At 62.9% G+C, this 17,990-nt stretch carries 22 protein-coding genes; 11 read left to right on the plus strand and 11 right to left on the minus strand.

Annotated elements, in window-relative coordinates; all coding sequences use genetic code 11:
• The first annotated feature begins 122 nt into the window (after nucleotides 1-122).
• From NE850_RS23780 to NE850_RS23790, 3 genes are all read left to right on the plus strand, one after another.
• On the plus strand, nucleotides 123-617 hold the full coding sequence (locus tag NE850_RS23780; RefSeq protein WP_007180927.1) for a hypothetical protein: 495 nt from the start codon (nucleotides 123-125) through the stop codon (nucleotides 615-617).
• Between the two features lie 86 nt (nucleotides 618-703).
• Nucleotides 704-919: a hypothetical protein gene (locus NE850_RS23785; protein ID WP_035517953.1), complete on the plus strand. Its 216-nt coding sequence runs from the start codon at nucleotides 704-706 to the stop codon at nucleotides 917-919.
• Between the two features lie 32 nt (nucleotides 920-951).
• Nucleotides 952-1,452, plus strand: a complete 501-nt coding sequence (locus NE850_RS23790; RefSeq protein WP_007180926.1) for a dihydrofolate reductase — start codon at nucleotides 952-954, stop codon at nucleotides 1,450-1,452.
• 154 nt (nucleotides 1,453-1,606) lie between these two features.
• Here NE850_RS23790 and pmbA read toward each other — a convergent pair whose 3' ends face one another.
• Nucleotides 1,607-2,977: a metalloprotease PmbA gene (pmbA, locus tag NE850_RS23795; protein WP_007180925.1), complete on the minus strand. Its 1,371-nt coding sequence runs from the start codon at nucleotides 2,975-2,977 to the stop codon at nucleotides 1,607-1,609.
• 320 nt (nucleotides 2,978-3,297) lie between these two features.
• Between pmbA and yjgA the strand changes: the two genes are divergently transcribed.
• Complete coding sequence (gene yjgA / locus NE850_RS23800; RefSeq protein ID WP_007180924.1) at nucleotides 3,298-3,909, plus strand: ribosome biogenesis factor YjgA; 612 nt, start codon at nucleotides 3,298-3,300, stop codon at nucleotides 3,907-3,909.
• Complete coding sequence (mog, locus tag NE850_RS23805) at nucleotides 3,890-4,546, plus strand: molybdopterin adenylyltransferase (protein WP_007180923.1); 657 nt, start codon at nucleotides 3,890-3,892, stop codon at nucleotides 4,544-4,546. Before yjgA ends, mog begins: the two co-directional genes overlap by 20 nt.
• 6 nt (nucleotides 4,547-4,552) lie before the next feature.
• On the opposite strand, the gene orn is transcribed toward mog, so the two are convergent.
• Nucleotides 4,553-5,176: an oligoribonuclease gene (gene orn, locus NE850_RS23810; RefSeq protein WP_165186752.1), complete on the minus strand. Its 624-nt coding sequence runs from the start codon at nucleotides 5,174-5,176 to the stop codon at nucleotides 4,553-4,555.
• Nucleotides 5,177-5,333: 157 nt separating this feature from the next.
• Between orn and NE850_RS23815 the strand changes: the two genes are divergently transcribed.
• From NE850_RS23815 to NE850_RS23825, 3 genes are read left to right on the plus strand one after another with little or no spacing between them, the layout of a single operon-like run.
• A complete protein-coding gene (locus NE850_RS23815; RefSeq protein ID WP_165186753.1) occupies nucleotides 5,334-6,593 on the plus strand; it encodes a M48 family metallopeptidase in 1,260 nt (419 codons plus the stop codon).
• Nucleotides 6,590-7,540: a ribosome small subunit-dependent GTPase A gene (gene rsgA / locus NE850_RS23820; protein ID WP_007180920.1), complete on the plus strand. Its 951-nt coding sequence runs from the start codon at nucleotides 6,590-6,592 to the stop codon at nucleotides 7,538-7,540. Before NE850_RS23815 ends, rsgA begins: the two co-directional genes overlap by 4 nt.
• Before the next feature lies 1 nt (nucleotide 7,541).
• Nucleotides 7,542-7,862, plus strand: a complete 321-nt coding sequence (locus tag NE850_RS23825) for a putative signal transducing protein (protein ID WP_007180919.1) — start codon at nucleotides 7,542-7,544, stop codon at nucleotides 7,860-7,862.
• 216 nt (nucleotides 7,863-8,078) lie between these two features.
• Here the strand turns inward: NE850_RS23825 and NE850_RS23830 are convergent, their stop codons facing one another.
• From NE850_RS23830 to rpsP, 6 genes are all read right to left on the minus strand, one after another.
• A complete protein-coding gene (locus NE850_RS23830) occupies nucleotides 8,079-9,017 on the minus strand; it encodes a CobD/CbiB family protein (RefSeq protein ID WP_310699463.1) in 939 nt (312 codons plus the stop codon).
• 114 nt (nucleotides 9,018-9,131) lie between these two features.
• Entirely contained in the window at nucleotides 9,132-9,848 is a 717-nt protein-coding gene (locus NE850_RS23835; protein WP_007180917.1) for a CoA pyrophosphatase, read from the minus strand.
• Nucleotides 9,849-9,940: 92 nt separating this feature from the next.
• A complete protein-coding gene (rplS, locus tag NE850_RS23840) occupies nucleotides 9,941-10,330 on the minus strand; it encodes a 50S ribosomal protein L19 (RefSeq protein ID WP_007180916.1) in 390 nt (129 codons plus the stop codon).
• Between the two features lie 145 nt (nucleotides 10,331-10,475).
• Entirely contained in the window at nucleotides 10,476-11,243 is a 768-nt protein-coding gene (gene trmD, locus NE850_RS23845) for a tRNA (guanosine(37)-N1)-methyltransferase TrmD (protein WP_007180915.1), read from the minus strand.
• 24 nt (nucleotides 11,244-11,267) lie between these two features.
• On the minus strand, nucleotides 11,268-12,011 hold the full coding sequence (gene rimM, locus NE850_RS23850) for a ribosome maturation factor RimM (protein WP_165186754.1): 744 nt from the start codon (nucleotides 12,009-12,011) through the stop codon (nucleotides 11,268-11,270).
• Nucleotides 12,012-12,143: 132 nt separating this feature from the next.
• Entirely contained in the window at nucleotides 12,144-12,398 is a 255-nt protein-coding gene (gene rpsP, locus NE850_RS23855) for a 30S ribosomal protein S16 (RefSeq protein WP_007180912.1), read from the minus strand.
• Between the two features lie 172 nt (nucleotides 12,399-12,570).
• On the opposite strand from rpsP, the gene NE850_RS23860 reads away from it, so the two are divergent.
• Together NE850_RS23860 and NE850_RS23865 are read left to right on the plus strand one after the other, a co-directional pair.
• The gene (locus NE850_RS23860) at nucleotides 12,571-13,755 is read left to right on the plus strand and encodes a sorbosone dehydrogenase family protein (RefSeq protein ID WP_007180911.1); all 1,185 of its coding nucleotides are present in this window, start codon (nucleotides 12,571-12,573) and stop codon (nucleotides 13,753-13,755) included.
• A gap of 230 nt (nucleotides 13,756-13,985) precedes the next feature.
• On the plus strand, nucleotides 13,986-14,453 hold the full coding sequence (locus tag NE850_RS23865) for an NINE protein (protein ID WP_007180910.1): 468 nt from the start codon (nucleotides 13,986-13,988) through the stop codon (nucleotides 14,451-14,453).
• A 16-nt stretch (nucleotides 14,454-14,469) separates the two neighbouring features.
• On the opposite strand, the gene NE850_RS23870 is transcribed toward NE850_RS23865, so the two are convergent.
• Both NE850_RS23870 and NE850_RS23875 read right to left on the minus strand, forming a co-directional pair.
• Entirely contained in the window at nucleotides 14,470-15,615 is a 1,146-nt protein-coding gene (locus NE850_RS23870; RefSeq protein ID WP_007180909.1) for a PA0069 family radical SAM protein, read from the minus strand.
• Nucleotides 15,616-15,711: 96 nt separating this feature from the next.
• Nucleotides 15,712-16,200, minus strand: a complete 489-nt coding sequence (locus tag NE850_RS23875) for an Lrp/AsnC ligand binding domain-containing protein (protein WP_007180908.1) — start codon at nucleotides 16,198-16,200, stop codon at nucleotides 15,712-15,714.
• 168 nt (nucleotides 16,201-16,368) lie between these two features.
• Between NE850_RS23875 and NE850_RS23880 the strand changes: the two genes are divergently transcribed.
• On the plus strand, nucleotides 16,369-17,655 hold the full coding sequence (locus tag NE850_RS23880) for a D-amino acid dehydrogenase (RefSeq protein ID WP_007180907.1): 1,287 nt from the start codon (nucleotides 16,369-16,371) through the stop codon (nucleotides 17,653-17,655).
• A gap of 144 nt (nucleotides 17,656-17,799) precedes the next feature.
• Here NE850_RS23880 and NE850_RS23885 read toward each other — a convergent pair.
• Nucleotides 17,800-17,990 (minus strand): acyl-CoA dehydrogenase C-terminal domain-containing protein (locus tag NE850_RS23885; protein ID WP_310699464.1); only part of this gene is annotated, 191 nt, incomplete at its 5' end.

Below are 17,990 nucleotides of genomic sequence, written 5' to 3' on the forward strand. Positions count from 1 at the left end.
GAAACGTTTTTGTCCAATTTCTGAATTGTTGCGCGGAGATTTTCACTCGCGTCTCGATGCATCAATGGATTGCGAGCGATGGCACACGTTTCGCTAAACAGCATGCACCAAGGAGACACATCATGCGACCTGTTTTCCGCATCGATCTGAGCCGCATTGCACCACACGCTGCCCTTTGCACCGCAATTGCGCTGCCCGTGCTGCCCATTGGCATAAATGCGCAGGAAGGCGAACCGGCCCAATCCGCCATGCTGGCGCAATCCACCGATGCGGCTCCCGCCGCTTCCCACGCCGAGACGATCGCAAGAGCGCCCTCGTCCGACACGAACACGCCCGCCGCCGCTGCCTTCCGCCAGCTTGCAGTCAACGCGCTCAACATTGCGGCCGAGGGTATATCCACGAACGATTTTTCACTCGACGACCAGGCGCTCTCGCGGCAACGCCGCGGCGCGGTCGGCGGGGTGATGGTGGCCGCTACGCCGCAGCTCATGCGCGGCAACAGCAACGGCGGCAGCGTAACGCTGTGGGACGAGATCGCCCCACCCTCGCCTTCACCGATTCCGGTCGATGCGGCGCGCGCTGCCCAAGGCAACTTACCCAGTTACCAAAGAAAGTAGCCCGAACGATTTAGCAGTGCAAACAGGGGTGGCGGTGTAGCGAACACATCGCCCGCATACAGGACAGCACGCAAGGAAGGACCGACATGAGCACCTCTATCCGGACGCCGCGCGATGCTTTCATACCGGCGCCGCAGAGCCAGAATCCGGTCGCCGTGCGTGCCACCACTTTCCCGGCCAACTCGTTCAACCCGGCGCCCGCCCAGACCGTGGGCGATACGTCCGGACCGGCCACGACGTCGCCGCACGGCCGGCTGCCAGGCCGGCATCCCTTCGACGGTATGGATCTGCGCGTCAGGTAGAATCGGTCCGGTTACGTTCCCCTTTCCATTCGATGACGACGCTCACTCTGATCGTCGCTCGCGCCAACAACGGCGTGATCGGCCGCGACAACCAGTTGCCCTGGCGACTTCCCGAAGACCTCGCGTTCTTCAAGCGCACCACTATGGGCGCGCCCATCATCATGGGTCGCAAAACGCATGAGTCGATCGGCCGGCCCTTGCCAGGACGCCGCAACATTGTCGTGACGCGGAATACCACACGCCGCTTCCAAGGTTGCGACACGGCCGCGACCCTCCAGGAGGCGCTCAAGCTCGCCGCTCAGGATCAGGCGCCCGAAGCGTTTCTGATCGGCGGCGCGCAGTTGTATGTGGAAGGCTTGCAGCAGGCGGACAAGCTCATCATCACCGAAATTTCCGCCGACTTCGAAGGCGACGCTACGTTCCCCGAACTCGACGAAACGGAGTGGGAAGAAGTCGCGCATGAAACACACCGCGCAGACGCACCGAACGACTTCGACTACGCATTCGTGACGTACAAACGCAAAGGCGTCTGAAGCGACCTGCTTTCACACGTAATCGCCACGCGTAAAGCAGACGGTGCTCGCCGCCCGCGTGATATGAAAAAACACCACGCAATGACTCGCGTGGCGTTTTCGTTTCTACAACCGAACCGACGGCCGACCGGCAAGCGGCAAGCGGCAAACCGCTTTACTGCCCCGCGATCGTCATCCGCTCGATCAGCACCGAACCGGTTTTCTTGGTGCCGCGCGTGATCGTATCCGCGCCGATCGCGACGATGTGGTGGAACATCTCCTGCAGCGTGCTCGCCACGGTGATTTCCTCGACCGGATACTGGATCTTACCGTTCTCGACCCAGAAGCCCGACGCGCCGCGCGAGTAGTCGCCCGTCACGTAGTTCACGCCCTGTCCCATCAGTTCTGTCAGCAACAGGCCCGTGCCAAGCTTGCGCAGCATCTCTTCGAAGTCGTCCTCGGGGCGCGTGTTCGAGCTCAGCAGCGACAGGTTGTGCGAGCCGCCCGCATTGCCGGTGGTCTGCATGCCGAGCTTGCGCGCCGAGTAGGTGGACAGGAAATAGCCTTCCACCACGCCGTCCTTCACCACCGAACGCTGTCTGGTGCGCACGCCTTCTTCGTCGAACGGCGCGCTGCCCATTGCGCGGGGAATATGCGGGTCTTCGACCACCTGCACGTGCGGCGCAAACACCGGCTTGCCCAGGCTGTCGACGAGGAACGTGGTCTTGCGATACAGCGCGCCGCCGCTCGTGGCTTGCACGAATGCGCCGAGCAGGCCCGCGGCGAGCGGCGCTTCGAACAGCACCGGCACCTTGCGCGTATCCAGGCCGCGCGCGCCGATACGCGCCAGCGCGCGTTGCGCCGCGTAACGGCCCACCGCTTCCGGATTGGCCAGTTCTTCGGCGCTGCGGGTGGACGTGTACCAGTCGTCGCGCTGCATGTTGCGGCCGCTGCCCGCAATCGGCGCGCACGCAACGTAGTGGCGCGAGTACGGATAACCCGCCAGGAAACCGCGCGAGGTGGCCAGCACGAACTGCGAGTGCTGCGCCGAGACGCTCGCGCCTTCCGAATTCTTGATCTGCGGATCGGTCGCGAACGCGGCATCTTCCGCGCGGCGGGCGATTTCCACCGCTTCGTCCGCGGACAGATTCCACGGGTGATAGAGATCGAGATCGCGCGGCGCCGTTTCCAGCAATTCGGCCTCGGCCAGACCCGCGCAGTCGTCTTCAGCCGTGAAGCGCGCGATGTTGTAGGCCGCCGCGACCGTGTCCTTCAAAGCCTGCGATGAAAAGTCCGAGGTGCTCGCATTGCCGCGCTTGTTACCGATGAACACCGTCACGCCGACCATCTTGTCGCGGTTGTGTTCGATCGTCTCGACTTCGCCGCGCCGCACGGAGACGGACAGGCCGTCGCCTTCGGAAATCTCGGTCGCCGCGTCGGTACCGCCGAGCGACTTCGCGTGACGAAGGATGTCCGAGGCTATTTCCTTCAGCTCATCCTGGGTATGCGGAAAAAAGCGCTGCTTGACGTCCATGTCTGCTGCCATTGTCGTTGCCGTCCTGTTCGGGGCCGAGCGGCCCTGTTCACTGTTCACTGTTCGCTGGGTTCGCACCGGTCACGCAGCTCACTCGCTCATGCGCACGCTGGTGTCTGCATGCGTGTGTCCGGTTACGTATCTCGCGATCATAGCAAGGTACGCGACGCCGTACCTGGCATTCGCTACGCCTCGCGTCGCTGGCGGCTGAGCGTTGCCGGAGCGCCGCGTTGCCGTCGAGTTGACGTCGCGCCGCCGTCGCTTCGCGGGGCGCGCGGCCTTGTGCGCGGCAGCAGGGCGGTTCGGCGGGCGCGGCACGCTACAATATCGGCATGACACGCAAAACCCGCATTCAAACCATCGAATCCGCCGAGCCGGAAGTCGACGAAAACGGCTACGACCGTCCCAGCAAGTCCCAGCTCAAGCGCGAAATGCACGAGTTGCAGGAACTGGGCGCGGCGCTGATCGCGCTGCCCAAAGACGCGCTCAAGCGCATGCCCATGCCCGAAAAGCTCGACGACGCCGTGCGCGAAGCGCGCCGCATCACCGATCACGAAGGCAAGCGCCGTCAGGTGCAGTACGTGGGCCGCGTGATGCGCTCGCTGCTGGACGAAGAAACCGCCGCGCTGCGCACCGCGCTCGACACCTACAACGGCGTCAACAAGGCGGAAACGGCCAAACTTCACTGGATCGAGCGCACCCGCGAAAAGCTGCTCGCCGACGACGCCGCGCTGACCGATTTCATCCGCCAGCACCCGAACGCCGACCCGCAGCAAGGCCGCACGCTGATCCGCAACGCGCGCAAGGAAGCGCAGCAGAGCAAGCCGCCGCGCTACTTCCGCGAACTGTTCCAGTGGATCAAGAACGCGGACGGCCCGTCCGCGCAGACCGATTCCGACGCCGACGACGCCCTGGACGACGAAGATGACGACCGCGACGCCTAAAAACTCAGGTAAGCCGACGCGTAATTACCCCGACGAAATCGTGATCGGTCTCGTGTCGATCAGCGACCGTGCCTCCACCGGCGTGTACGAGGACAAAGGCATTCCGGCGTTGCAGGAATGGCTCGGCGCAGCGTTGAGCTCGCCGTGGCAAGTGGTCACCCGGTTGATTCAGGACGATGCGCCGACCATTTCGGCCACCCTGACCGAACTGGTCGACGAGGTTGGCTGCGATCTGGTGCTGACCACCGGCGGCACCGGCCCGTCGCGCCGCGACGTGACGCCGGAGGCGACGCTTTCGGTCGCCACGAAGGAAATGCCGGGTTTCGGCGAGCAGATGCGGCAGATCAGCCTGAATTTCGTGCCGACCGCGATCCTGTCGCGGCAGGTCGCGGTAATCCGCGAAACGGCGGAGCGCGCGGCGCTGATCATCAACCTGCCGGGTCAGCCTAAGTCGATCAGGGAAACGCTGGAAGGCTTGCGCGACGCCGAAGCAGGCGGCGCAGTGAAGGTGCCGGGCATTTTCGCCGCCGTGCCGTATTGCATCGACCTGATCGGCGGCCCATATGTGGAAACCAACGCCGACGTGGTGAAGGCGTTCCGGCCGAAGAACGCGCAGCGCGCGCCCCGGCCGGCTTAAGCCTTCTTATTCCGCAGCTTTTTCCGCGCCGTTAACAGCGTCCGGCGCCGACGGGATCAGGAAGTGCTCGCGGTAGTACTTCAGCTCGTCGATCGACTCATGAATATCGGCCAGCGCCGTATGCATCGCGCGCTTCTGGAAGCCTTTGTAGATGGCCGGCTGCCAGCGGCGGCACAGTTCCTTGAGCGTGCTGACGTCGAGATTGCGGTAATGGAAGAAGCGCTCCAGATCCGGCATCCAGCGCGCCATGAAGCGGCGGTCCTGGCAGATCGAGTTGCCGCACATCGGCGATTTGCCCGGCGGCACGTAGACGCTCAGGAAATCGCGGATCTGTTCGGTGGCGTCGGCCTCGCTCACCGTGGAGGCCTTCACGCGGTCGATCAGGCCCGAGCGGCCATGCGTGTTCTGATTCCACTGATCCATTCCGGCGAGCGTCTCGTCGCTCTGGTGAATCGCCAGAACCGGGCCTTCGACCATTCTGTCGAGCGTGGAGTTCGTCACTACCACCGCGATTTCGATGATGCGGTCGGAATGGGGCTCGAGCCCGGTCATTTCCATGTCCAGCCAGACGAGATTCATGTCGCTGCGCACGAGCGGCGGCTGTTCGGTGGATGCGAGGATGTCAGTCATGAAGGCAACCCTGGTGGCCGGGCAAACGGCTGCTCTGCAGGCCCGCCTGCCACGGCGATTGTTCGTTTGAGATTGGTTTGAGCTGGTTTGAGGCTATCCCCCGCCGCGAGGCGGGAAGAAACATATAATTCTCGCATAGATACCACGGAATCCCCGGATGCCTACCCTGTACTTCACCGTTCTGTTCGTCGTCGCCGTCGTGGCGATGGTCGGCACCAAGCTGTGGCTCGCGTCGCGGCAAATCCGCTTCGTGGTCGGCCATCGCGAGCAGGTGCCGAGCCAGTTCGCCGGCACCATCGCCCTCACTGCGCACCAGCGCGCCGCCGACTATACCGTCGAGCGCACCCGTCTCACCATGATCGAGATCGTCGTTAGCGCGGCCGTGCTGATCGGCCTCACGCTGCTCGGCGGCGTACAGGCGCTCGATCTGGCCACCTCCGACTGGCTCGGCCGCGGTTATATCGGCCAGATCGCGCTGGTCGCCGCGGTGATCGCGATCACCAGCGCGGTCGATCTGCCGTTCGATTACTACCGTCAGTTCGTGGTCGAACAGCGCTTCGGCTTCAACCGCATGAGCAAGGGCATTTTCTTCGTCGACCGGCTCAAGGGCGTGCTGCTCGGCGCCGCGTTCGGCCTGCCGCTGCTGTTCGTCGTGCTGTGGTTGATGAACCAGGCGGGCAGCCTGTGGTGGCTGTGGACCTGGATCGTATGGGTCGCCTTCCAGATGCTCGTGCTGGTGCTGTATCCGTCGTTTATCGCGCCGCTTTTCAACAAGTTCGAGCCGCTCAAGGACGAAGCACTGAAAAGCCGCATCGAGGCGCTGATGCAGCGCTGCGGTTTCGCCGCCAAGGGCCTGTTCGTGATGGACGGCAGCCGCCGTTCGGCGCACGGCAACGCCTACTTCACCGGCTTCGGCGCGGCCAAGCGGATCGTGTTCTTCGACACGCTGCTCGCGCGTCTGTCGGGTAGCGAGATCGAAGCCGTGCTCGCGCACGAACTCGGCCACTTCAAACGCCGTCATGTGATCAAGCGCATGCTCGTCACCTTCGCGATCAGTCTCGTGATGCTCGCCCTGCTCGGCTGGCTCATGCAGTGCGTGTGGTTCTATGAAGGGCTGGGCGTGCGGCCGTCGCTGGTCGGCGGCAATAGCGGCCTCGCGCTGGTGCTGTTCTTCCTCGCGCTGCCGGTGTTCCTGTTCTTCGTGACGCCGCTCGGCAGCCTGAGCTCGCGCAAGCACGAGTTCGAAGCCGACGCGTTCGCCGCGACCCAGACCGACGCGCAAGACCTCGTCAACGCGCTCGTCAAGCTGTACGAGGACAATGCGTCGACCCTAACGCCCGACCCGCTTTACACCGCGTTCTACTACTCGCATCCGCCGGCGTCGCAGCGGATCGACCGCCTGCTGCGGCACGCATGAGCGGCCGCTCCCCGAAAGCGCCGCGCGCGCCGTCCAACGCGCGCGTAGGCGGCCTCGTCGTGGCCGCGCATGGCCGCCACTATCTGGTCGCACCGGATGACGGCGGCGCCCTGCTCCAATGCTTCCCGCGCGGCAAACGCAGCGAGGTGGCCGTCGGCGATCATGTGATTTACGAGCTGGCTTCGGCGGATCAAGGCGTGATCGTCGAAATCGGCGAACGACGCAATCTGCTGTACCGCTCGGATCAGTACAAATCGAAGCTGTTCGCGGCCAACCTCGATCAACTGCTGATCGTGCTCGCCACCGAACCGCATTTCAGCGAAGATCTTCTTGGCCGCGCACTCGTCGCAGCCGAGGCGAATGAGCTGAAGCCGTTGATCGTGCTGAACAAGACCGACGTGACCGATGAGCTCGAAGGCGCGCGCAAGCGGCTCGAGCCGTATCGCGCGCTGGGTTATACGGTCGTGGAAGTGTCCATCAGGACGCAGCCCGAGGCCGCGCGCGCCGCGCTGATCGAACGTCTGCATGGTCATTCGACGCTGCTGCTCGGCCAGTCGGGCATGGGCAAATCGACACTCGTCAATCTGCTGATTCCCGATGCCGAAGTCGCCACGCGCGAAATCTCGACGGCGCTCAACAGCGGGCGCCATACGACCACCTTCACGCGTCTCTATCCACTGCCCGACAGCGCGGACGGCACAGGCGGCTCGTTGATCGACTCGCCGGGCTTCCAGGAATTCGGCCTGCATCACCTGACCGAGGGGCGGCTCGAGCGAGCGTTTCCCGAGTTCCGCCCGTTGCTGCCGAACTGCCGGTTCTACAACTGCCATCATCTGCACGAACCCGGTTGCGCGATCCTCGAAGCGGTCGCGGATGGCCGCATCCGCCGCGAACGGCATGCGCTGTATGCGCAACTCGTGCACGAAGCCAGCCAGATCGTGCGCTGACATGAGATTGATGCGCGCGCCGAATCTGATCATCGGGCAGCACTGGGTCAATGTGCTGGCAACCGCGGGCATTGCTTGCGAGTTGCACAACCGTTATCTGAACGGGGCGCTCGGCGATATTCCGGCGGATCAGTGTTCGCCTGAGCTTTGGCTCGTCGATGAACGCGATGAGGCGATGGCCCGAAAGTTGATCGATGCGGCTTCACATGGGCCGGCAGCGGGAACGCCTGGCTGGCTGTGCCGGCAGTGTGGTGAGATGCTCGAAGCGCAGTTTACGGTGTGCTGGAAGTGCGGGACAGCGCGGGATCCGCGAGATGGGTGAAGCGGGTTTTTGTTGACCAGGCGGGGCTCGGTGGCTCGGTGACCGCTGCAGGTTAAAAGCCAACTGTCGTCGTGTTGAGTGTGCTTCGGGCTCGGTGCTGATTGACATTGCTCTTCCCGTGCGAGATCGGTGCCCACTTATTCGAGACGAGTTGTAAGCTCAAAAAACCCGGATCTTATCCGGTTTTTTTGTGTCAATCGCGACTCGGGGGCAACGTCAAGCGAGCCACACCGCGATCGTCAGCATCAGCAGCAGAATCATCCACAGCACCACCGCGCGCCACACCAGACCCACGGCCGATTGCAGCGTGCGCGGCGTGCAGTCGTCGCCGACCTGCATCGGGCCGCCGTCGCCGGTGGCTAGCGCATCGAGGCTGGACGGCTCAGCCAGCGGCCCGCTCAGGCGCGCGCCCAGCGCACCGCTGCCCGCGGCCAGTAACACGCCGTCGTTCGCATCCGGCCACTGACGCGCATGATTGCGCCACGCATAAATCGCGTCTTCGAAATTGCCGACAATCGCAAAGCCCAGCGACGTCAGCCGCGCGGGCATCCAGTCGATCACGAAGAAGGCACGCTGTGCGAAGCTCGAAAACGCGACCGTGCGATCGTCCACCGGCCGCGCCCATGCGCGCGCGAGATATTCGGCAATCCGGTACAGCACCGCGCCCGCCGGTCCGACCGGAATCAGAAACCAGAAGAACACACCGAACACGTGCCGATGCGAAGCGACCACCGCATGAATCAGCGTATGGCGCACGATTTCGCTGACAGGCATGTCAACAGTATCGAGTCCGGTCCACTCGTTCAGGATTTCACGCGCGTGCGGCACGTCGTCGTTATTCAACGCGAGGTGGATGTCCGTGAAGTAATGGCTGAACTGGCGAAAGCCGAGCGTGAAGTACAGCACCGCGACGTTCCACAAGAACGCCAGCGCAAAGTGAATGTGGTAAAGCACGTAGTAGACGAGCGCAACGGCCAGCGTCCAGGGCACCACCACCACGAGCCAGGCAAGCAGGCCATGCTTCGGCTTGCCGGCATCGAATCCGTGCGCCGCCGACTCCGCATGGTATTGAAGCAGCGCTGACACCGGATTGTTCGGCGACAGCGCACGCATTTGTTCAATGATCAGGGCCAGCAATACAGAGAAAAAAGTCATGCGATGCGCCGTGCTTTTCGAGTTTTACGATTGTTTTATAACGATAGCACAGGGTCGGATGCGACTGAGCGCAGACGTTGACAAACACCCAACAACTGCACAGTTCCGTGCGGTTTACGCCGCAAGAAAGCGATAGAAGTTGCGCAGCATCGCAGCCGTCGCGCCCCAGATGAAGTAGTGTCCGCCGACTTCGCTCCCGCTTTGCCCAGCTTCAGCCGACGCGCCGCGCGGATACGGCATGGCGAAAAAGCGCCGCTCGCCACCCTCATAGCGGAACACGCGCTCCTCGTGATGGGCAGGGTTCATCAGAAAGGCGAGCGGCACTTCGAAGACTTCGGCTACTTCGAGCGCGTCCGCTTTCACCGTGAACGGCGGATGCACGAGGCCGATGACCGGCGTCACGCGAAAGCCGGTGCCCGTCAGATAGTCGGGCAATGCGCCGAGAATTTCCACACGCGACGGCGCGAGACCGACCTCCTCCTGTGCTTCGCGCAGCGCGGTCGCGGTGGCGTCGGCATCGAAGGGTTCGTGACGGCCGCCGGGAAAGCTCACCTGTCCGGCGTGATCGTTCAGATGGTCGGCGCGCTGCGTCAGCAGCACGGTCAGACCGTGCTCGCGGATCACTAGCGGCACGAGCACTGCCGCGACTCGTGGATCGGCATGGGTATCGCGCCAAGGCGCTTCGACGAAAGGCTCGGGGGTCCAGGCAAGAGGCTGCTCGAAGCGTGCGCGCAGGCCGTCAGGCGTGAGACGGTCGCCGGCCACTGGCGGCAGATCGGCGCCCGTCGCTTCGACAGGCAGAGTTTCAGGCTCAAAGACGGGGCGGATCAACGGGTCTCTCGAAATGAGCGGATAGGGGACATGCCGCTATTTTGACCTGGCAAACAAAAAAGCACCCGCGAGGGTGCTTTTTCTTACAGCATTTACGCTTCCGGAGCAGCGCGGTCTTTCTTCGCGACCAGCTTTTCCTTGATTCGAGCCGACTTGCCCGAACGGTCGCGCAGGTAGTACAGCTTCGCACGACGCACGTCGCCGCGACGCTTCACGACGATGCTCGCCAGCAGCGGCGAGTACGTCTGGAACGTACGCTCGACGCCTTCGCCCGACGAAATCTTGCGGACGATGAACGACGAATTCAGACCACGGTTACGCTTGGCGATCACGACGCCTTCGTAAGCCTGAACACGCTTACGCGTACCTTCAACCACGTTCACGCTGACGATCACCGTATCGCCGGGGGCGAATTCGGGGATGGTCTTCTCGCCGAGGGCGCGCGCGATTTCTTCCTGCTCGAGTTTTGCAATCAGATTCATCACTGACTCCTAAGTCCATCTTGTCGGCGTTCGTACCTGCCTCGCAGAAAATGCTCGGCTACGGCCCCGATAGAGGATGGGTTCACATCTGGCGCCGTGCACGCATGCGCGGCGCCGCCTAATGTCCGCTCGAAAGACCAAGGCTTTACGCCTTCGACTCTTCCTTCGCGAGACTCGCGAGCCATGCCTCGTCGGCACGGCTCAACATCTTGTTCTTTCTGGCCTTCACGATCAGATCGGGCCGCTTGTTCAACGTGTTGCGCAAGGCTTCACGCCGACGCCACGCTTCGATCTCCGCATGATGGCCGCCGAGCAGCACATCGGGAACACGCACGCCGTTGTATTCCTCCGGGCGCGTGTAATGCGGACAATCCAGCAGCACGTCGACAAAACTGTCCTGCACCGCAGACTGCGAGTCGTTGAGCACACCGGGCAACTGACGCACCACGGCATCCATCAACGCCATGGCCGGCAATTCACCGCCTGACAGCACGAAGTCGCCAAGGCTGACTTCTTCGTCGACAACACGGTCGAGCAAACGCTGGTCGATCGCTTCATAGCGCCCGCACAACAGGATCAGGCCAGGCTCGGCAGCAAACCGCATGACACTGTCGTGATTCAGCGTGACACCTTGCGGTGACATCATCACGACGCGCGAGGCGCCGATGCCCTGCTCCGCCTGCGCCGCTTTCGCCGCGCCGATCGCGTCTTCCAGCGGCCTCGCCAGCATCACCATGCCGGGTCCGCCGCCGTAGGGGCGATCGTCAATTGTGCGGTAGTTGTCGGTCGTGAAATCGCGCGGATTCCACGTACGCAAACTGTAGCGCTCCTGCTTCGCCGCACGGCTGGTGATACCCCAGTCGGTCAGCGCACGAAACATGTCCGGAAAGAGCGTGATGACATCGAACTGCATCGCTCTCTCCATTCAGCGAATTATTTAGTAATCGGCTTCCCAGTCGACGGTGATCCGCTTCGCCGCCTGGTCCACCGTTTTGACAAAGACACCGACGAACGGAATTAAACGCTCGCCGGTGACCGGCTTGCCGCTTTTGTCGGTAGCCGGATATTCGATACGCAACACCGAGTGCGCACCGTTGTCGACCATGTCTGCAACCTTGCCGAGATTGACACCGGCAACGTTCACCACGTCCAGGCCGAGCAGGTCGACCCAGTAGAATTCGTCGACTCCGAGAGCCGGAAACTCGCTGCGGCTGATATAGACGCGGGAGCCGCGCAGTGCAAGCGCCACATCGCGGTCAGTGACGCCGCCCAGATGAGCCACCACACTGTCGCTATGCGTTTTCGCCTGCAACGACGGCGCCGATTTGCGCTCCTGGCCTTTGAGCAGCCACCAGCGCTTCGCGCTCAGCAAAGCGTCGCCACCGTGGCCGGCATCCGCATGAGCGGCGACCTTGACCCAGCCTTTGAGGCCGTAAGCGTCGACGATTGCGCCGACCTCGACCGCATCGGCAGGCCAGCTTTCTGCCGTTTCCATGCGCATTTCTGCTGCACCGGAACCGGTGTTTGCAGCATTGGCTTTCGCCTTGCCTTCGGTTTTTTCGACCGGCTTGCGAACGAAGGCACCGAACGGTACCTGACCAGACGTCTTCGCGCGCGAGGTTGCCGCTTTTGGCGCTTGTGCCTTTGCGCGAGCTGGACTGCCGGACTCACGCTCAGACATAAGAAAACCTCGCTGCCAGCTTCGACGCCTGCTTCAGCAAAACAATTCGCGCATCGGACTGCTCATTGGGCCGCTCACGCAAACCGCGCGAGCCGCCGGTCGAACCGACGACGATACGCAGGCTAGCCACCATTAAGCAGCCGGCTGCGCCTTTGCAGCTTCCTTCACGAGACGCTCGACGGTCGGCGACAGTTGCGCGCCAACGCCTTGCCAGTACGTGAGGCGATCCTGAGCGATACGGAGGGATTCGCCCTTCGTAGCGACCGGGTTGTAGAAGCCAACGCGCTCGATGAAGCGGCCGTCACGACGGTTACGCGAATCGGTTGCGACGATGTTGTAGAACGGGCGCTTCTTGGAGCCGCCACGAGCCAAGCGGATGATGACCATACTAGAATCCTTGAAAACCGGGGTTCGGAACGACTGAAACACGCGATTATAGCGGGAAACCAACGCCATAACAAACACTTACCGGGATAAACTGAGCGGCGGGGTTGCGCCGGCCACAACACCGGCGCCCCCGTACCACGCCGAAACGCCCGAATTACCTGACGGAGCGCCCTTGAAACTCTTGCCGCCAATTGTGCTCTTGCGCGCTTTTTTCAACGCCGCCACACGGTTTGGCGGCTCAGCGCGCACTTTGCGAAGCCGGAGCCTGCGCACCGGCGCGGCCGTATTGCTCGCCGCGACCGCCCTGCCGGCTCTCGCCGCACTGCCGGTGGAGCGGATCAAACTGCCGCCGGGCTTCCATATTGAGGTGTTGTCGGACGCCGTGCCAAGCGCACGAGCGATGGCGCTTTCGCCGAAGGGCATTCTCTATATAGGCAGCCTTGACGGCCACGTCTATGCGCTCGAATTGCAAAACGGGCACGTGAGCGCTCGCCACGTGATCGCTTCCGGATTGGAAATACCGGCCGGCGTGGCATGGCGCGACGGCGCGCTCTATGTATCGGCGGTGTCGAAAATTCTTCGCTTCGACGCGATCGACGCGCGCCTGAACGATCCGCCCAAGCCTGCCGTCGTGATCGACTCCCTGCCCACGGAGACGCACCACGGCTGGAAATTCATCGCTTTTGGGCCGGACGGCAAGCTGTACGTGCCGCAAGGTGCGCCTTGCAACGTATGCCTGAAAGACCGCAATCGCTTCGGCCTGATCGGCCGCATGGACCCGGACGGCAGTCACTACGAGATCGTAGCGCGCGGCATCCGCAATTCGGTCGGCTTCGCGTGGCACCCGGTGACACACGAACTGTGGTTCACCGACAACGGCCGCGATCTGCTGGGCGACGACGTGCCGGACGACAAACTCAACCGCGCGCCGCGTGCCGGGATGGATTTCGGCTTTCCGTATTGCCACGGCGGCGACACGCCCGATCCTGAATTCGGCAAAGATCATCCGTGCAGCGGCTTTACGCCGCCCGCAGTCAAACTCGGTGCGCATGTCGCGGCGCTCGGTATGCGCTTTTATAGCGGTTCGATGTTTCCAGCCGCTTACCGGAACACGATTTTCATCGCTGAGCACGGTTCGTGGAATCGCAGCAAGAAAGTCGGCTATCGCGTCGTGCATGTAGTCACGGATCCGGACGGCAACAACGCCCACCAGGAAGTCTTCGCCGAGGGGTGGCTGCAATCTGGCGAGTCGGTCTGGGGCCGCCCCGCCGACGTGTTGCCGCTGCCTGACGGCTCGCTCCTGATCAGCGACGACTACGCCGGCGCTGTCTATCGCGTCACCTATTCGGCGCCGTAGCGGGCCCTTGAGCAATAATCAGCGGCCGGGCGCGCGGAAAACCCGGAAGCCCGGCCATCCAGCCCAACCGGCCACCCGCGCCGCCAACGCAACTCCAATCCGGCGCTTCCTGACAACCCCCGCCCCGCAGGCCACATGCCCCTTCGCCTGCGGCGGGCGTAGAATGCGCGTCGGTCCGCGCGAGCCGCGCGCCGCTCCTTTCGACCGTCTGCCACTCTGCTCTCGCCTACATGTCCACCCTTGCTTCGACTTCCCTGCGCTTCAGATCCAAGACGATTACCGCCGCGCTGGCGTTCTTCTTCGGCTGCCTTGGCGCTCACCGCTTCTATCTGTACGGCAAGCGCGACCTCTACGGCTGGGCCCACGTGATCGGCACGCTGCTCGGCATTCCGGGCGCCATGCTGGTGGCGGCGAGCGACCGGGCTTCCATGCTCGGCTGGATGCTGGCGCTTCCCGGTGCGGTTTCGCTGCTCGCCGGGTTTCTCGCCGCGATCGTCTACGGGCTGCGTCCGGATGAAAAGTGGGATGCACAGTTCAACGCCCAGAGCGAGCGCCAAAGCCGCTCCGGTTGGACAGTTATTTTCGTCGTGATTTTTTCGCTGCTGATCGGCGCCTTCCTGCTGATGACAGGACTCGCCATTTCATTCCAGACCTACTTCGAAGGCCAGGTACAGGCGGCCAAAGCACTCTCGCAATGATCCGCCACACGCTGCGCTAAAAAAGATCCAGTTGAGAGTCGTTGCGCGCCGGTTGGTTGGCACGCGACGGTTCGACCCGGCGAAAGTGCGACATATCGAGAATGCCGCGGTCACGCTGGTTCAGACCCAGCCGGCGCACCGCCTTGTGGAATCGCTGCTTGAGTAGATCCGCCCACAACCCCTCTCCCTTCATGCGTGTGGAAAAAGACGAGTCATAGTCCTTCCCGCCCCGCATGTCTCGCACCCGGCCCATGACCCGTTCGGCGCGATCCGGAAAATGCGCTGAGAGCCAATCCTTGAATAGCGGCGCGACTTCCCACGGTAAACGCAGCACGATATAGCTCGCATTGCTTGCGCCGGCCTCTGCACAGGCTTCCAGCACGCGCTCCATGTCTGGTTCGGTGACGAACGGAATCACCGGCGCGATGCTGACGCCGACCGGAATCCCCGCCTCGCTCAACGTGCGAATGGTGCGTAGCCGCCGCGACGGCGTAGCCGCGCGCGGTTCGAGCGTGCGGGCGATCCCGGCGTCCAGCGTAGTGATGGTAATGGCGGCCATGAATTGCCCGCGCGCTGCCATAGGCGCCAGCAGATCGAGATCGCGTTCGATCAGCGACGACTTGGTGATTGCGGCAAACGGATGATGCCGCTCGCTGAGCACTTCGATCACGTGGCGCGTGAGTTGCAAGTCGCGCTCGGCGGGCTGCCACGCGTCGGTATTCACGCCTAGCGCAATTGGCTCCGGCACGTAGGACTTTTTCGACAGTTCCCGCTCGAGCAACTCCGGCGCGTTGACCTTGGCATAGATCCGGCTTTCGAAGTCGAGCCCTGGCGAGAGCCCCAGATAACTGTGCGTGGGCCGAGCAAAACAATAGATGCAGCCGTGCTCGCAACCGCGGTAAGGATTCAGCGACACACCGAAAGGAATATCCGGCGACGCATTGCGGGTGAGAATGGTCTTGGCGCGCTCCTCGAAGACCTGCGTACGCAAGACCTTCGGCTCGTCATCCTCTTCCGCCGGCAACAGCCAGCCGTCGTCGACCGCTTCGCGCTGGTCGACTTCGTAGCGCCCTTGCAGGTTCGTCACCGCACCGCGCCCCTTGCGAGGCGCGGGCGGCGCGATCGGAAATTCGTTGACGAGTTGGGAGTCGGAGTCGGTCACGGGTAGAACACGCAAAACATAAACGGCGCAAAATACCTGTATAAATATACAGTGTTTACGCCGTTTGTCGAGCCCCGTTCCGGCTTGCCCTAGCGTTCAATCCCCAACCGCAATCGTCAGCGTTTCCTTGATCTCCTCCATCACCACGTAGCTTTTCGACTGCACCGCACCGGGCAACTGCAGCAGGATATCGCCGAGCAGCTTCCGGTAATCGGCCATTTCGCCGATGCGCGCCTTGATCAGATAGTCGAAGTCACCCGAAACGAGGTGGCACTCCAGCACCTCCGGAATCTTCTGCACCTCGCGGCGGAACTGGTCGAACATGTTGCCGCTCTTGTGGTCCAGCGTGATCTCGACGAACACCAGCAGCGCCGCGCCCAGCTCCGCCGGGTTCACGCGCGCGTGGTAGCCGGTTATCACACCGTCGCGCTCCATCCGCTTGACGCGTTCGATACACGGCGTGACCGACAATCCGACCTGTTCGGCCAGGTCTTTCATGGCCATCCGGCCGTCCTGCTGCAAGAGGCGCAGGATCTTGTGATCGAGTTTGTCGAGAGCCCGGACCGGTTGGCGCTGTGTACGCATGATGTTTTTGCTGAAAATCTTGAAAATACAATAACAAAACCTGCCTGACTGTTAATAGTATAGCGGTTAACACTGGGCGACCCGCGTTACACCTCGTTAATCGAACGAATTCCAACGACTCGACGAGCGCACCGCCCTCAGAACTCATCTGAATATCCTGGAGCATCTATGCGAGTCGTCGTTTTGGGCAGTGGCGTCGTCGGGGTGACGAGTGCGTATTACCTGGCGCGCGCCGGTCACGAAGTGACCGTTATCGATCGCGAGGCCGGCCCGGCGCTCGAAACCAGTTTCGCCAATGCCGGTCAGATCTCGCCCGGCTACGCGTCGCCGTGGGCCGCGCCGGGTGTGCCGCTGAAGGCCGTCAAGTGGATGTTCCAGAAGCACGCGCCGCTCGCAATCCGCCTCGACGGAACGCAATTCCAGTTGCAATGGATGTGGCAGATGCTGCAAAACTGCACGTCGTCGCGCTATGCGGTGAACAAGGGCCGCATGGTCCGCCTCGCCGAATACAGCCGCGACTGCCTGCAAGCGCTGCGCGCTGAAACCGGCATCCAGTACGAAGGGCGCACCGGCGGCACGCTGCAGGTGTTTCGCACGCAGCAGCAATTCGACGGCGCCGCTAAAGATATCGCCGTGCTGCGGGAAGCCAATGTGCCGTACGAACTGCTGTCGCCGGCTGAACTGGCGCAGGCGGAACCGGCGCTCGCCGCGGTGTCGCACAAGCTGACCGGCGGTCTTCGCCTGCCGGGCGATGAAACCGGCGACTGCCAGATGTTCACCACGCGCCTCGCCGCGCTGGCGGAACAACTGGGCGTCAAATTCCGCTACAACACGCCGATCGACGCACTTGCAATGGCGGGCGACCGCATCGCCGGCGTGAAGTGCGGCGAAGAGCTCGTGCGCGCCGATTCGTTCGTCGTCGCGCTGGGTTCCTACTCCACCCAATTCCTGTCCGGTCTGGTGAAGATCCCCGTGTATCCGCTCAAGGGTTATTCGATCACCGCGCCGATCGTCAACGAAGCATCGGCACCAGTCTCGACGGTGCTGGACGAAACCTACAAGATCGCGATCACGCGTTTCGACGACCGGATTCGCGTGGGCGGCATGGCCGAGATTGTCGGCTTCGACAAATCGCTGCGCCAGGCGCGTCGTGAAACGCTGGAGCTGTGCGTGAACGATCTGTTCCCGGGCGGCGGCGATACGTCGAAAGCCACGTTCTGGTCCGGTCTGCGCCCCATGACGCCGGACGGCACGCCGATCGTCGGCCGCACGCCGGTGGCCAACCTGTTCCTGAACACGGGCCACGGCACGCTGGGCTGGACGATGTCGTGCGGCTCGGGCCAACTGCTCGCCGACGTGATGTCGGGCAAGCAGCCGGCCATCAAGGCGGACGACCTGTCGGTGCATCGCTATCTCGGTGAGAGCGGCGGTGCGCCTCGGCCGGCTTATGCCTGAAGTGGTTTAACGACGCTTCGCGAGCGGTTGAGCTGGCATGTGATCTCACAGACCAGCGCCGCAAAAGCAAACGGCGCCTCACGCAAGGCGCTGTTCGTTTTTTCAAGCGAATTTTTTCAAGCGAAGTTAGAAACAGAAGCAGCGTCAGAACTGATCTTCAGACAGCGCCAGCACGCTCTCGCCACCCTTCGCGCTGACAATCGACGCATCGAGCGCCGAGGCCAGCGGCAGCAGGTGCTCGGCATAGAACTGCGCGGTCGCGATCTTGGCGCCGTAGAACGAAGGGTCTTCGTCGCGCTTCCCGGCCGCCACGAGCAGCGCACGCGCCATCTGCC

It is taken from the genome of Paraburkholderia sp. USG1, assembly GCF_031570135.1.
Taxonomy (GTDB): domain Bacteria; phylum Pseudomonadota; class Gammaproteobacteria; order Burkholderiales; family Burkholderiaceae; genus Paraburkholderia; species Paraburkholderia dioscoreae.

Coding starts and splice junctions, on each gene's coding strand:
- NE850_RS23865 (WP_007180910.1), top strand. CDS start 13,986: ATGTCCACCCTTGCTTCGACTTCCCTGCGCTTCAGATCCAAGACGATT.
- NE850_RS23825 (WP_007180919.1), top strand. CDS start 7,542: ATGAGATTGATGCGCGCGCCGAATCTGATCATCGGGCAGCACTGGGTC.
- pmbA (WP_007180925.1), bottom strand. CDS start 2,977: ATGGCAGCAGACATGGACGTCAAGCAGCGCTTTTTTCCGCATACCCAG.
- rpsP (WP_007180912.1), bottom strand. CDS start 12,398: ATGGTCATCATCCGCTTGGCTCGTGGCGGCTCCAAGAAGCGCCCGTTC.
- NE850_RS23785 (WP_035517953.1), top strand. CDS start 704: ATGAGCACCTCTATCCGGACGCCGCGCGATGCTTTCATACCGGCGCCG.
- yjgA (WP_007180924.1), top strand. CDS start 3,298: ATGACACGCAAAACCCGCATTCAAACCATCGAATCCGCCGAGCCGGAA.
- rsgA (WP_007180920.1), top strand. CDS start 6,590: ATGAGCGGCCGCTCCCCGAAAGCGCCGCGCGCGCCGTCCAACGCGCGC.
- NE850_RS23815 (WP_165186753.1), top strand. CDS start 5,334: ATGCCTACCCTGTACTTCACCGTTCTGTTCGTCGTCGCCGTCGTGGCG.
- rimM (WP_165186754.1), bottom strand. CDS start 12,011: ATGTCTGAGCGTGAGTCCGGCAGTCCAGCTCGCGCAAAGGCACAAGCG.
- NE850_RS23880 (WP_007180907.1), top strand. CDS start 16,369: ATGCGAGTCGTCGTTTTGGGCAGTGGCGTCGTCGGGGTGACGAGTGCG.
- NE850_RS23830 (WP_310699463.1), bottom strand. CDS start 9,017: ATGACTTTTTTCTCTGTATTGCTGGCCCTGATCATTGAACAAATGCGT.
- trmD (WP_007180915.1), bottom strand. CDS start 11,243: ATGCAGTTCGATGTCATCACGCTCTTTCCGGACATGTTTCGTGCGCTG.
- NE850_RS23875 (WP_007180908.1), bottom strand. CDS start 16,200: ATGCGTACACAGCGCCAACCGGTCCGGGCTCTCGACAAACTCGATCAC.
- mog (WP_007180923.1), top strand. CDS start 3,890: ATGACGACCGCGACGCCTAAAAACTCAGGTAAGCCGACGCGTAATTAC.
- rplS (WP_007180916.1), bottom strand. CDS start 10,330: ATGAATCTGATTGCAAAACTCGAGCAGGAAGAAATCGCGCGCGCCCTC.
- orn (WP_165186752.1), bottom strand. CDS start 5,176: ATGACTGACATCCTCGCATCCACCGAACAGCCGCCGCTCGTGCGCAGC.
- NE850_RS23790 (WP_007180926.1), top strand. CDS start 952: ATGACGACGCTCACTCTGATCGTCGCTCGCGCCAACAACGGCGTGATC.
- NE850_RS23780 (WP_007180927.1), top strand. CDS start 123: ATGCGACCTGTTTTCCGCATCGATCTGAGCCGCATTGCACCACACGCT.